This is a genomic window from Massilia norwichensis (genome assembly GCF_024753245.1).
Lineage (GTDB): Bacteria > Pseudomonadota > Gammaproteobacteria > Burkholderiales > Burkholderiaceae_D > Telluria > Telluria norwichensis.
On sequence record NZ_JANUGX010000001.1, the window covers coordinates 387,506 to 400,840 of the forward strand.

Annotated in this window: 12 protein-coding genes; 7 read left to right on the plus strand and 5 right to left on the minus strand. The window is 65.0% G+C overall.

What is annotated here, in order from left to right; all coding sequences use genetic code 11:
* Nucleotides 1-4: 4 nt before the first annotated feature.
* The 3 genes from NX782_RS01675 to NX782_RS01685 are packed head-to-tail and all read right to left on the minus strand — an operon-like array spanning nt 5 to nt 2,701.
* Nucleotides 5-373 (minus strand): Cif family virulence factor, encoded by a 369-nt coding sequence (locus tag NX782_RS01675; RefSeq protein ID WP_258843752.1) that lies wholly within the window; start codon nt 371-373, stop codon nt 5-7.
* On the minus strand, nt 370-1,422 hold the full coding sequence (locus NX782_RS01680) for a hypothetical protein (protein WP_258843753.1): 1,053 nt from the start codon (nt 1,420-1,422) through the stop codon (nt 370-372). The genes NX782_RS01675 and NX782_RS01680 overlap by 4 nt, the downstream gene beginning before the upstream one ends.
* A 4-nt stretch (nt 1,423-1,426) precedes the next feature.
* On the minus strand, nt 1,427-2,701 hold the full coding sequence (locus NX782_RS01685) for a cytochrome P450 (RefSeq protein ID WP_258843754.1): 1,275 nt from the start codon (nt 2,699-2,701) through the stop codon (nt 1,427-1,429).
* A gap of 148 nt (nt 2,702-2,849) precedes the next feature.
* Between NX782_RS01685 and NX782_RS01690 the strand changes: the two genes are divergently transcribed.
* Nucleotides 2,850-3,557 (plus strand): TetR/AcrR family transcriptional regulator, encoded by a 708-nt coding sequence (locus tag NX782_RS01690; protein WP_258843755.1) that lies wholly within the window; start codon nt 2,850-2,852, stop codon nt 3,555-3,557.
* On the opposite strand, the gene NX782_RS01695 is transcribed toward NX782_RS01690, so the two are convergent.
* Nucleotides 3,554-5,137, minus strand: coding sequence for a phytoene desaturase family protein (locus tag NX782_RS01695; RefSeq protein WP_258843756.1), 1,584 nt, complete (start codon nt 5,135-5,137; stop codon nt 3,554-3,556). The genes NX782_RS01690 and NX782_RS01695 overlap by 4 nt on opposite strands.
* 120 nt (nt 5,138-5,257) lie before the next feature.
* Nucleotides 5,258-6,100 (minus strand): TetR/AcrR family transcriptional regulator, encoded by an 843-nt coding sequence (locus NX782_RS01700; protein ID WP_308632758.1) that lies wholly within the window; start codon nt 6,098-6,100, stop codon nt 5,258-5,260.
* Between the two features lie 152 nt (nt 6,101-6,252).
* Between NX782_RS01700 and NX782_RS01705 the strand changes: the two genes are divergently transcribed.
* From NX782_RS01705 to NX782_RS01730, 6 genes are all read left to right on the plus strand, one after another.
* On the plus strand, nt 6,253-7,884 hold the full coding sequence (locus NX782_RS01705; protein WP_258843757.1) for an ATP-dependent acyl-CoA ligase: 1,632 nt from the start codon (nt 6,253-6,255) through the stop codon (nt 7,882-7,884).
* A gap of 44 nt (nt 7,885-7,928) precedes the next feature.
* Nucleotides 7,929-8,312, plus strand: coding sequence for a VOC family protein (locus NX782_RS01710; protein WP_258843758.1), 384 nt, complete (start codon nt 7,929-7,931; stop codon nt 8,310-8,312).
* Between the two features lie 115 nt (nt 8,313-8,427).
* The gene (locus tag NX782_RS01715) at nt 8,428-10,719 is read left to right on the plus strand and encodes a TonB-dependent receptor (RefSeq protein ID WP_258843759.1); all 2,292 of its coding nucleotides are present in this window, start codon (nt 8,428-8,430) and stop codon (nt 10,717-10,719) included.
* Between the two features lie 19 nt (nt 10,720-10,738).
* Nucleotides 10,739-12,073: a spinster family MFS transporter gene (locus tag NX782_RS01720; protein WP_258843760.1), complete on the plus strand. Its 1,335-nt coding sequence runs from the start codon at nt 10,739-10,741 to the stop codon at nt 12,071-12,073.
* Between the two features lie 59 nt (nt 12,074-12,132).
* Entirely contained in the window at nt 12,133-12,666 is a 534-nt protein-coding gene (locus NX782_RS01725; RefSeq protein WP_258843761.1) for a MarR family winged helix-turn-helix transcriptional regulator, read from the plus strand.
* Nucleotides 12,667-12,679: 13 nt separating this feature from the next.
* The gene (locus NX782_RS01730) at nt 12,680-13,333 is read left to right on the plus strand and encodes a TetR/AcrR family transcriptional regulator (RefSeq protein WP_258843762.1); all 654 of its coding nucleotides are present in this window, start codon (nt 12,680-12,682) and stop codon (nt 13,331-13,333) included.
* Nucleotides 13,334-13,335 lie beyond the last annotated feature (2 nt).

Genomic DNA, 13,335 nt, shown 5'->3' on the forward strand with positions numbered 1-13,335 from the left:
AGGCTCATTCCTGCCTGATGAAGTAGCGCACGAGCAGCCTGCCATCCCGCTCGAAGCGATACAGTTCGATGGTGTCGATGACCTTGTCGTCGCCCCTCAGCCGGTTGCGGTTGTGGCAGGCCGCTTCGTTGCCGTTGACGATGAGCACGGCTTCCTCGATCTCGACGGCCGCGTTCTGCCGCTCCCACATCGCTTCCAGCACCGCCCAGCCATCGGACGCCGGCCGGCCGACGTATTCGATCAGCAGGCCGCGCGGCGCGGCCTCGCGATAGGCCTCGAGGAAGCCGGCTTTGTCGCCCGCGTTCCAGCATGCCACCTGGGCGTGCAGGAAGCGGCGGATGGCGTCGGCGCCCATGTTCTCTGGCCTGTTCATGCGGAAACCCCCTCGTCAGGCGGCGACGGCCGCACGTTGCGCGCGCTGCCGTTGCGCCGGTCGGTCTCGCCCCAGCCGAGCGAGCGGTCGGGCTCGCGCATATCGCCGCGCCGCCGCCAGCGGCCCTCCTGCTGGGCGGTGATCGGGAAGCCGCCGACGAAGTCGATCATCTCGCCCTTCGGGTCCGGTACGAATTCCCAGATCTCGGCGCCGTCGAGCACGATGTGGGCGCGCTCGACGAAATAGCTGCCCGGCTTGTGCACCACCTCGCCCTCGATATCCGTGGTGCAGCGGATCTCGCCCTTCTCGTTCTGGAAGATGGCATAACCGAGCTTGCCGTGGCCGACCATGAAGGAGCCAAGGTCCCAGCTGCCGTCCGTGTAGACGGTGGCGAAAGTCCACCAGATCACGTGCATGCCATTGTTGACCACCAGGTCCTTCTGGAAGTGGATGGCGCCACCCTCGGCCATCCATGCCTGGTCCAGCGTAATGAAACCTTTCACCGGACGTCCTTCGCACGTGCCGCTGACGTCGTACAGCTGGGAGACATAGAAGGTGCCCCAGTCTCGGCCCGGCAGGTACCATTGCATGCCCTTGCCGAGCAGACGCCCCTCGAGCGCGAACAGGCCTTCTTCGTGCCAGGCGAAGTGCGATCCCGAGCCTGTGATCCGCCATGCCTGGCCCGGGTCGTCATCGAGGCTGGCCCAGCCGGCGACATCGCCGTCCAGCCAGCGCCGCGGGAACATCGTCGGGGCCTGGGCGGCGCTGCGTTCCCTGTCGATGCGCAGCTGGCCGCCATCCCCGACCCGGGTCGACTGGTAGATGAACTTGGTCGGGTTCGGGCTGCTGCCGGGCGCGTTGAGCGCGCGCACCATCGCGTAGATGTCCCCTTCCGCGTCGCGCAGGCAGCCGAAGGGCATATGCTTGGTCAGCTTCAGGCCGAAGTGGTCGCGCAGGTCGGCCAGGCCGGCCCCGGTCACCTGCTGCGGCCCCACTAGGCACTGGTAATCGAAATCGGCGCGCTCGGGCACCGTCGTGAAAGTCCTCATGGCTTCAGTCCCAGAGTACGTGGATATGAGCGGCGCCGCGCAACTGGGCGCCTTCGATGACCGGGGGCGGCATGTCGGGATCGAGGCGCAGGCCGGGAAACAGGTCGAGGAGCGCATTGACGGCGCAGCCCAGCTCCAGTTTCGCGACGAACTGGCCGATGCACATGTGCGGGCCGAAGCCGAAGCCGAATGAAGGCTTGAGTTTGCGGTCGATGTCGAACACGTCCGGGTTCTCGAACACGTCCTCGTCGCGGTTGGCGGCGACGACCATGCACTGGACGAAGGCGCCTTTCGGGATCGTCACCCCGTGGAATTCGACTTCCCTGGCGGTTTCGCGCACTTTGAAGGTCGCGACCGGCTCGAAGCGGACCGCTTCGTCGATCAGCTTCGGCACCAGACTGCGGTCGTCGCGCACTCGATCCTGCAGGCCCGGCGTCGTCAGCAGCAGCGTCATGACCGAGCTGAAGGTGCGCGTCGTGGTTTCGCCCGCCGCCGGCAACAGGGAGCGCACGAAGGTGGTGACCTCGTGGTCGTCCAGCATGCGGCCCTGGTGCTCGGCGCGCAGCAGGCGGCCGATCAGGTCGTCGCCCTGGCTGCCCTCCGCGCGCCGCCGCACCACGACTTCCATGATTGCGTCGTACAAGGCCTTGACCGCGATGCCGGCATTGCGGCGCGCCTCGTCGGCCTTGGCAGGATCGACCTGGTTACCACCGACCATCGCCAGCGCCCAGCCGGCGTAGCGCCGATAGACTTGCGGGTCATCGGTGGGGAAGCCCATCAGCGCGTACATCTCGCGGATCGGGAACGCCAGCCCGAATTCCATCAGGTCGGCCTTCTTGTCCCCCATCATCGGCTCGAGGAAGTCCTTGCGGATGACGGCGTCGATCTGGCCGCGCCATTTATTCACGGTTTCCGGCATGAAGGCCGGTTGCAGCAGCGCCCGAACCTGGCGGTGCTGTTCGCCGTCCATCGCCAGCACGATCAGGCCGCCGAAGAAGGCGCCCAGTCCCTCTGCGATGAAGCCGCTGGTGTAGGCCTCGGCATCCCGCAAGACCGCCATCACGTCCTTGTGGCGGAACAGGGCAAAGGTCGGACGCGTGCCCTGCTGCATGCCGGCATTCGTCGGCACTTCGAACTGGCGGATGAAGTCGCCGATGAAGATCGGCGAGCGCTCACTGGCCTGCCGGCATGCGGCATGGATGTCACCCTTGCCCTTGTAGGTGTCGGATACGGCCGAATAGGCGCTTTCCAGGTCGATCGTGTCGCTGGCGGTACTCATCCTGCCTCCTTATATGAACATTTCCCTTGATCGTGTTCACATGTTAGCTGCAAGACGGCGGCCCGCGGACATCGAAGCCAGCTGTTTTATTTGACTGAGGGTCAAGCGGCGTGGGATAAGATGGCTGGCCTCCATCGAACCGATTGCCATGCCCGACCTGCCGGAAACCACCAACAGCCCCGCCGCCAGCCCCGCTTCGGCCAAGGCGCCGCCCAACAAGCGCGACACCCTCAGGCGTATCGCCGCGGCCGCGCGCCGCGAGTTCGCCGCCAGGGGCCTGGCGGATGCGCGTGTGGACGACATCGCCCAGGCAGCGGGCGTCACCAAGCAGCTGGTCTACCACTATTTCCGCAGCAAGGAAGAGCTGTTCGCTTGCGTACTGGACGAGTCGTCGGCGCTGGCCATGGACGCGCTGCTAGCTCTGGAGCTGGACCACCTGCCCCCGCGTGAAGCGCTGCGCGCCCTGCTCGACCGGATGCTGCTGCCCTACCACGATGAGGAATTGCGCGCGCTGGCGCAGGAGGGTATCCGCTATCACGAGACCCATACCACGCCGCGCAACAGCTTTACCGGCATGGCGCCGCAGTTGAATGAAAAGATGCGCACGACGCTCACGCGCGGCATTGCCAGCGGCGCCTTCCGCGCCGACGTCGACGCCGACTTGCTGCTGGCGATGTCGGCGCTGGCAACCACCAGTGCCTATGTCAACCGTTACACGGTGGCGACGCTGGCCGGACTGGACGTGGCCGGCGGCACGGGCGCCGATACATGGCGCCGGTTCGCGGTAGCCTTCGTGCTGTCGGCGGTCGAACGCGAGCGCAGCGCGCTGGATCCGCTGACGCGCGACGCGTCTTAAGGCCCCGAAAGGAAGCGCTCGACCCGCTGTGCCGCGATCCTTCCGGGCAAGCCGTTGATGCCGCCGCCGGGGTGCACGCCCGCGCCGCCGAGGAAGAGTCCAACCACCGGCAGCGTATCGCCGCCGAGCCCTGCCGCCGGGCGCATCAGCGCACTGCGCGCCGGGCTGGTATCGATGTGCACCACGCACCCGCGATGCACGTTCAGCCGCGCGGCCAGGTCCGGAGCGGCCTCGATGCGCCGGCCGATCTCGTATTCCTTCAGCCCGTCCATGTAGGCCGCCGCCTGGTCGATCACCTGCTGCCCGACGCGGGCGCGGATGGCGTCCCAGCCTTCGCGCGGCTCGACCGGCATCGCCACCGGATACAGGTAGACGATATCCTGTCCCGGCGGCGCCTGGCCGGGATCGACGGCGGACGGTGCGGTCATCCAGAGGTAGGGCAGCCTGGACACCTCGCCGCGTGCGGCACAGCGGAAGTTGTCGAGCACTGCCTCCGCGGTGCCGACCAGCAGCACGCTTTTGCGCAGGCTGAGCCCATCTGGACGCAAGGCTTCGTGGCGCGAATAAGCGACCTGGCCCGACAAGGCCACGTCCACCTTCAACGGTGAGGCGCCGTGGGCGTTGGACGGCGCCAGCGCGACCCGGGTCAGGGTCCGGCGATCGAGCGCGCCCGGCGTGACCATCTCCAGCGCCATCTTCGGGTGCAGGGACGCGATCACCGCGCGCGCCTCGACCAAGCGGCCGTCGGCCAGCCGCACGCCGCCGGCCCGCCCGTCCTCGGCGAGGATCTCGGCGACCGGCGAGGACAACAGGATATCCCCGCCCAGTTCGCGCAGACGGGCCGCCAGGGCGTCCAACAGGGTCTGCATGCCGCCGACCGCGCGCCCCAGGCCGAAGCGGTGGATGAAGCCCAACAGCGCAAAGTAGATGCCGGTGGCTTCGGCGGCGATCGGTCCGGCGGCGCCCAGCAGGCAGCACAGGGCCGACTGCGTCACCGGATGTTCGAAGCGCTCCATGATCGAGGTGTAGGCCGGGCTACCGATCAGCGCCATCAGCTCGGGTTTCAGCTTGCGGTGCTTCAGCAGCGCCTGCAGCGACTGCCACTTGGCGCCGAGGTTGAGCCGGGCCGGATCGACCCGCATCATCGGAATCGCCATGTCGATGAAAGCATCGACCAGCTTCATCAGCGCCAGGAACTCGTCGGCGTCGCGTTCCGAAAAGCGCCGGATCTCGACCGCCGTCTGCGCCGCGCTGCGGCCGAACACCAACGAATTGCCGTCCGGGTGGAGATAGACGTAGCCGGGCTCCATGTCGACCTGGCGAAAACCGTGACGCTCCAGTTGCAGCTCGCAAGGCATCATGGGATGCACGCGCAGCGACATCAGGTCGAGCGCGCAGGGATGAACCAGGTGGCGCGGCGCCTCCGGGATCAGGTATCCGCTGGAGGCCATGCCGCCGATCTTGTCGCGCGCCTCGATCACCACCACCTTCCTGCCGGCGGCGGCCAGGTAGCAGGCAGCCGCCATGCCATTGTGCCCGCCCCCGACGATGGCCGCGTCGTATTGCTTCATCCCCGTCATGCCGTCTCCTTCCGCTCGCGCGGATTATCGTGTCGTTATCGGAATCCCGAACACGGCGATTGGAACACGGCCGGGCACGCCGGCGACAGCGGATCGGTTTGACTGCGGGTCAAAGCAAGGCTAGCGGCGCGCCACCCTACCCGATACCAGCATGTGGACGAAGCGTTCGATGCGGCGCATCAGGTTACGGCGGTCGGGACCGGCCGGCACCAGCACGTCGCTCATGATGTAGCGGACCATCAGCTCGCACACCAGTTCGCGGTCGATCACAATGCCATGCCGTTCTTCCCAGGCGTCGAACACCATGGCCAGGATGTCCTGGAAGCGGTGCACCGAGTCGGTGAAGATACGCTGTAGCCAGCGTGTGGCGTAGTCCGGAGCCACCAGCAGCAACCGCCGCGCGCGGCTGGTTTCAAGGTAGTTGTCGATGAAGTCGAGCAGCGCCTGGAAGCGTTCGTCCGGGTCGTTCGAGGCCGCAATCGTCAGCAAGGTGGCATGGAACTGGTCGCGCTTGTAGCGCGAAAAAGCGTCCAGCAGGTCGTCTTGCGAAGAGAAATAACGATAGAAAGTGCCACGCGAAATACCGACTTCCTCGCAGACGTCGAGGATCGAGATCCGCTCCGCCCCCGAGCGCAGGATGATTTCTTCGGTGACTGCCAGGATCTTGGCGATGGTGTCGCTCGAACGCTTGTTCAACTTGGCCTTGGGCGCTGCCGTGCGGGCCGCCAGCGGCGCACGCGCCTTCTCAAGCTCGGGCGCAGGCTTCGCGGCCGGCTTGACGGCCTGTTTGGCCACGGCTGCTGCCGTCGATTTGGCGCGCGGCGTCGCCTTGGCCGCGGGCGTGGCGGGTGGTCTGGCCGCCGGCTTGGCGCGCGCCGCCACCTTCACGTCAGGCGCAGCCTTGGCGCCAGCCTTCGGCTTCGGCGCCACCGTCTTCTTTACTGCTTTGACTGAACCGGTCATTAATTTTTTCGCAAGCGTTCCTGGAACGGCGATTGTAGCGCAAGGCCACTGGTGCGGAAAGCGCGCATTCAGGCGGCCTCAAGCTTTTCTTTGACACTTTTTGAGTTTGTGTTTATATTTCAAGCACAAATAAACGCAAAACAGGAGACGACATGGCAGGCATGGGCAACCCCGATACCTGGTCGGTGGGTCAACAGGACACCGTCATCGCCGCACTCGACAGGGCTGTCGCGGCCCACCCCGAACGCGTGCTGCTCGATTTTGGCGGCGAACTGACCACTTATGGCGAATTCGACCAAATGTCGACCCGCCTCGCACACTCGCTGGCCGGGCTGGGCCTGCGTGCCGGCGACACCGTCCTCACCATGCTCGACAATAATATCGACGCAGTGGCGGGCTGGATCGCGGCGAACAAGCTGTGCGCGGTAAGCGTGCCCGTGAACACGGCGCTGCGCGGCGAATTCCTGCGCCACCAGATCGCCGACTCGAAGGCGCGCATCCTGATCTGCGAGGCCGACTACGTGGAGCGCATCGCCCAGGTGGCGGAGGGTCTGCCGGATGCGGCGCTGATCCTGTACCGCGGCGCGCTGGAAGCGCTGCCGCCCTGCCCGATCCGCATCGATCCGCTCGACCAGCACCGCGGCCAATGCGACGAGCCGATTCTCACCAAGCCGGCGCCGTCGGACCTGGCATGCATCGTCTACACCTCCGGCACCACCGGCCCATCGAAGGGCTGCATGCTGAGCTATAACTACATGTGCAACCTGGCCCGCCTGCAACTGCGCGCGGGCCCGGCCACCGCCGACGACATCACCATCACTCCCCTGCCGCTTTTTCACATGAACGCCATGTGCGTCGGCGTGCTGTCGAACATCCTGGTCGGTGCGCGCGTGGCGATCGTGCCGCGCTTCTCGGTGTCGAATTTCTGGCCCGAGGTCGAACGCAGCGGCGCCACCATCGCCTCGATCCTGGGCGGCATGGGCGGCCTGCTGGCCCAAGCGCCGGACAGCGACGCGATGCGGCGCTGCTTCGGCCAGATCCATACCGTGCGCGGCAATCCCTTCACCGAGGAGACCAAGAAGATCTGGCGCGAGCGCTTCGGCGCGAAGCAGGTCGGCGGCAACGGCTACGGTCTGACCGAAGCCAGCGTGATCACCTCGCTGCCGGGCGGAGAATATGCGGCGCCGGGCTCCTCCGGCAAACGCATTCCCGATTTCGACGTGCGCATCGTCGACGACCTCGACCGCGAACTGCCCGTCAACACGCCTGGCGAGATCGTGGTGCGCCCGCTGCGTCCCGACATCATGTTCATGGGTTACTGGGGCCGTCCGGCCGACACCATGAAGGTGATGCGCAATATGTGGTTCCACAGCGGCGACATCGGCAAGTTCGACGAGGACGGCTTCTTCTATTTCGTCGACCGCAAAAAAGACTACCTGCGCCGCCGCGGCGAGAACATCTCCAGTTTCGAGATGGAAGCGGCATTCGCCGCCCACCCCGACATCGAGGAGGTCGCGGTGCATGCGGTTCCTTCCGACAAAGGCGAGGACGACGTCAAGGTCACGGCGATCCTGAAGCCAGGCTGTGCCCTTTTGCCGGAAGCCCTGTTCCACTGGGCGATCGATGCCGTTCCCTACTACGCACTGCCGCGCTACATCGAATTTCGCAGCGCGATGCCGAAGAATCCGCAGGGACGAGTGCTGAAGTACCAGTTGCGCGAAGAAGGCTGCACCGCGACGACCTGGGACCTGGAATCCACCGACATCAGGGTCAGCAAGCGCTGACCCGAGTATCGAACATTCACGCATCGAAAACAGGAGAACGCGGCATGAGCATTCTTACCCATTTCACGCTTGGCACGCACGACCTTGCGCGCGCCAGGACATTCTACGACCACGTGCTGGCGCCGCTCGGCTTCACGCGCCTGCTGGACATCGAAGGCCGTATCTGCGGCTGGGGCATCGATGCGCCCCAGTTCATGGTCGGCTACCCGCGCAACGGCGATCCGGCCACGGCCAGCAATGGCCTGACCATCGGCCTGGCCGCGCCGAACCGGGCGGCGATCGACGAATTCCACCGCCGCGCGCTCGAGCTGGGAGCCGCTGACGAAGGCGCGCCCGGCCCGCGCCCGGTCGCGCCGAATGCCTACGCTGCGTATATCCGCGACCCGGACGGTCACAAGGTCGCCGCGTCCTGCCGCACGCCCGAATAGCACCTGCGGCGGTTCGCCGCATCCGGACATCGCACCGCGCAAGCATGGCCAACAATGCGCGCGGCGCGTCGACTTCATCCGGTCGAGAACGATAACAACGATCACGGAGACAAGCATGATCCCATTCGCCCCACTGCGCGTGCTGGCGGGCAGCTGCGCCATGTCCATCCTCGGCGGTGCCGCGCTCGCCGCACCGCCTGAAATGGCGCCCGACGCGCCACCATCCGGCACGCAAGAGGAGACCGATGCGGCGCCCGCAGTACCGAAAGTCATCGTCACATCGCAACGCCGCGAACAGGCACTGCAGGAGGTCCCGGCGGCAGTCACGGCCATCGACGCCAAAGAACTGTCCAGGCGCCAGATCGGCGACATCAAGGCGCTCAGCGCCAATGCCCCATCCCTGCTCATCAGCGATACCCCGGTCGGCAAGAACAACATGATCATCGGCATGCGCGGCATTGCGCCGACCTCGATCTCGTCGAATAACGACCCGACCGTCGGCATCTACGTCAATGGCGTGTACTACGCCCGGACCGCGGGCGCCAACGCGGCCCTGGTCGACATGGATGCGGTCGAGGTGATTCGCGGACCGCAGGGCACGCTGTTCGGCCGCAACACCATCGGCGGCGCATTGAACATGACGACCAGGGCGCCGCAGCAGGCGTTCGAAGGCAGCCTGACCGCGGGCGTGGGCAACTTTGACCAGCGCGCGCTGACCGGCATCCTCAATCTCCCGCTGGGCAAGGCCACGGCCCTGCGCCTGGTGGCCGATGGACTCAGGCACGAAGGATACGGGCGCAGCGCGCCGCTCGGCGAGCAGCTCGGCGACGAGGACCGGCGCTACTTCCGCGCCTCGCTTCGCAGCAGGCCGCTGCGCGATCTGCTGGTCGACCTGACCTATGACAAATTCAGCAGCGATGCGGCGTCCCAGGTCTGGATCGTCAATTACTTCGATCCTGCGATCGCCGCACGCACGCTGGCCCCCGTCGCGCAATATGTCCAGGACGGCGGCTATACCAGCCAGGCCGGCTTCAATCCGCGCAATACGACCGATGTAAACAACTCAACCGCGACGCTGCGATGGAACGCCGGACCGGCCACGCTGAAATCCATCAGCGCATACCGTCATCTGTCGACCGTCAGCGGCTACGACCTCGACGCGACCCCGGTGTTCGTCAACCAGTTGCAGCGCTACGCCGTCAGCGGCCACCAGTTCACACAGGAGCTGCAGGTGTATGGCAACGCCATGCAAGACCGCCTCGACTGGATCGCCGGGGCCTATTACTTCAGCGAGGGGCTGCGCGACAGCAGCCTGGTGACGACACCCTCCGGAGCCAATACCCTCGGGCGCCTCAACGCATTCGACTCGCGCCAGACTTCGGCGAGCGTATTCGGGCAGCTGACCTATGCCGTGCTGCCGCAGCTGCGTGCTACCGCCGGTGTGCGCCTGGTCAGGGACGAGCGCGAAGTCGACTATTCCACCCCGCGCTACCTGCTACAGAGCGGTGCCATGTTGGCGGGTAACGCCGGCTGCGCCCTGGCCGCAGCCGGGCTCGACCAAGGCAGCTGCCATTACGTGCCGCCCGCGCTGCACGCCCGCTACACGCCGTGGACGCTCGGCCTCGACTACAAGCTGGGCAGCGGCACGCTTGTGTACGGCAAGGTGTCGCGCGGCTTCCGATCTGGCGGCTTCCAGCCCGGAGGCGCCACCAGCGCGTTCGGCTACGCGCCTTTCGACAAAGAACAGGTGATGTCGTACGAGGCAGGCTCGAAGATGGAACTGCTCGAGCACAGGCTGCGCCTGAACCTGGCTGCCTATCTGGCCAAATACAAGGACATCCAGCAGATCACGCCGCAGTTCCCACCCGGCAGCACGACGACCATCAGCTCGGTGATGAATGCCGGCGACGCCACCGTCAAGGGCCTTGAACTCGACGCCGTGCTGCGCCTGGCGGACCTGAGCCTGAGCGCCGGCATCGGCTTGACCGATCCGGAATTCGACAACGGTCCGTTCAAGGGTCTGACATTTGTCACCACCGCCAAGACCACCGCCGCTCTGGGAGCGGATTATCCGCTGGTCACGCCGCTCGGGCAGCTCGACCTGCACCTCGACTACAACTGGCGCTCCAAAGTGGCCTACTTCCAGCCAGTGAACACCAATACCTTGCCCTTCCAGCCCCTGACGGCCGGGCAAGTCGCCTCGAACACCCAGCCGGCATTCGGACTGCTGAATGCCATGGTCACGCTCAAGCTGGCGGGCGACCGGACGCGCGTCAGCCTGTGGGGCAAGAATCTGGCCGGCAAATACTACTGGGCCCGTTCGAACTCCTTCTACATCCAGGGCTATAACAACCAGACCCCTGGCGACCCGCGCACCTTCGGCATCAAGCTCGAGCTCCGCTTCTAACGCGAACCTGGAAAACGACATGGAAATCCTTCCCCGACAACGGCTGGCAGCCCCCTATCCCAGCCTGGGCTACGCCGCCTGGGTAATCGGCGTGCTGTTCCTGGTCACCCTGTTTTCCCAGCTCGACCGCCAGTTGCCGGCCCTGCTGGTGCGTCCGATCCGCGCCCATTTTCAGATCTCGGACACCTCGTTCAGCCTGTTGCAGGGTTATGCCTTTTCGATCTGTTATACCTTGATGGGACTGCCTCTCGGGCGTCTCGTCGATCGCGCAGTGCGGCGTAACCTGATTTTCTGGGGCTTGCTGTTCTGGACAGTGATGACTGCTCTGTCCGGGTTTGCCAACTCCTACACAGTACTTTTCCTCGCACGCATGGGGGTTGGCGTCGGCGAAGCGGTGCTTGCTCCCGCTGCCTATTCGATCATCGCCGACTACGTGGCACCCGAGCGACGTGGGAGGGCTCTGGCCTTCTACTACACCTCGCTGGCGGTGGGTTCCGGCGCATCCATGCTACTGGGGGGCTGGCTCCTTGGTGCGATCCCGAAAGAAGGGATGGCGCTGCCCCTGCTGGGCGTATTGCCAGCCTGGCGCATCTGTTTCCTGGCAGCCGCCGCACCCGGCATCGTGCTCGGCGCCCTGCTGTTCAGCGTACGCGAACCAGTGCGGCGCGAGCAAAGCGCAGATGCGAAGCATTGCACCGTCGGTGAGTTCCTGGCTTTCCTTGGTCAGCACCGACCTGCCTTCGCGCGCCTGCTGACGTATCCTGCGTTGCTGGCGATGATCGGCTACGGCATGCTGTCGTGGGCGCCCGCCCTGTTCGACCGGCGCTTCCACATGCCATCCAGCCGCGCCGGCATTGTCCTCGGCGCAATCATCGCTGCGGCGGGCCTGGGCGGTACTTTACTTAGCGGCTACCTGAGCGACCGCTGGCTGCGCAAGGGGGTGCACGCCGCGCGCTTCCGGGTCTCGCTGGTCGGCACCCTGATCTGCGCACCGATGGCAGCGCTTTGGCCGCTGGCCCCGGACGCAACCACAGCCTTTGTACTGCTCGGCTGCGCCGTTCTGGGCCTGAGCATGTCGCAGTCGGCGGCGCCGGCCTGCATCCAGGAGATTTGCCCGAACAACATGCGCGGGCAGGCGATCTCCGTCTACCTGCTGATCGCTGGCCTATTGGGCATCGGATTAGGGCCGACACTGGTCGCACTTGTGTCGGACCTGATCTTCCACGACGATGCAAAACTGCACTGGGCACTCAGCTCCACCGTCCTGCCGACTGCGCTTGTGGCGATCTGGCTGTGCTGGTCTGGCCTGAATGCGTTCGAATCCACGCGCACAGCAGTCCAGGAAAATAAGTAACTCGGCGCAGGACTACTCAGGCCTTCGTGTGCCATCGATTCGACTGACGAAAAGCAGACATGCAGGCACCACCAACGCCATCTCCACTCGATACGATGCTGTCGGAACAATTCGCCATCGCCCTGCACGCTACCGCACGCGCCTGGCGCCTGGGGCTAGACGCACATCTGAAAAACTTGGGTATCGGCCAGGCGGGCTGGCTGGCCATCGCCGCGATTGCCAAGTCGACGCTTGACCTGTCCCAGCGCGCGATCGCTGATCGCCTCGGTGTGGAAGCCGCATCGATGGTTGCGATGCTTGACCGTCTGGAAGGCCTTGGATTGGTCATGCGTATGCCCTGTCCGTTGGACCGGCGCGTCAAACTGGTCCGGCTGACTGTTCCCGGGCGCGAACTGCATGGGAAGGTGCAGGCGGAGGCCAATGCATTTCGCGCTAACGTACTGGCCGGGATAGATCCTGCGCAGCTAGAGCAGGTGACCGCCCTGCTCTGCATGCTGGATGAGCACATCGAACGTGAATTGGGCTTCTTGGCGACCCATGGGCGACCGAAAAAGGCTGCGTTGCCCTTGCCCCATCGTTTTGCCGATGATTAAGGAGCAGGTTTCAATGCTAGAACCATCCATGAGGTGGCAACGGCGTAAGGATGCGCGCCCCGCGGAGATCATCAATGCGGCGATCAGCGTCTTCACAGAAAAAGGGTATGCGGCGACCAAGCTCGACGAAGTTGCTAAGCGCGCCGGCATTGCAAAAGGCACGCTTTACCTATATTTCGACACCAAGGAAGACATCTTTCGAGCCGCGGCCTATCATGCCTTCGAGTCAAACTTGAACGCCATCGGTGGAGCTGACGCCGCGCCATGGACATCGCTTCGCGAACGCCTGCCGGAGCTGCTGCTCCGCTTGCTTGACGTGGCAAACGAAAACCACTTTCCGGCGATTTTCCGCATGGTCATCAGCGAAAGTCGCCTGTTCCCGGATCTGGCTCGCATATGGCATGACGATGTTGCATCCCGGATCCTCGATCTGATCGCGGGACTGGTTATCCAGGCACAGATTCGCGACGAGGTCAGAAATGGCGACCCTCGACTATTCGCATTTTCCATCACAGGACCACTCTTGGCAGGAATGCTGTTTCGCGAGACTTATGGCTCGTTCAGTTCTTACACACCAGAGCTACAAGCCTTGGCAGTACAGCACGCGACGACCGTGCTGGATGGTTTGATGCTGCCAGTGCAAACCCATGGGAATGCAGCTACCTGAAT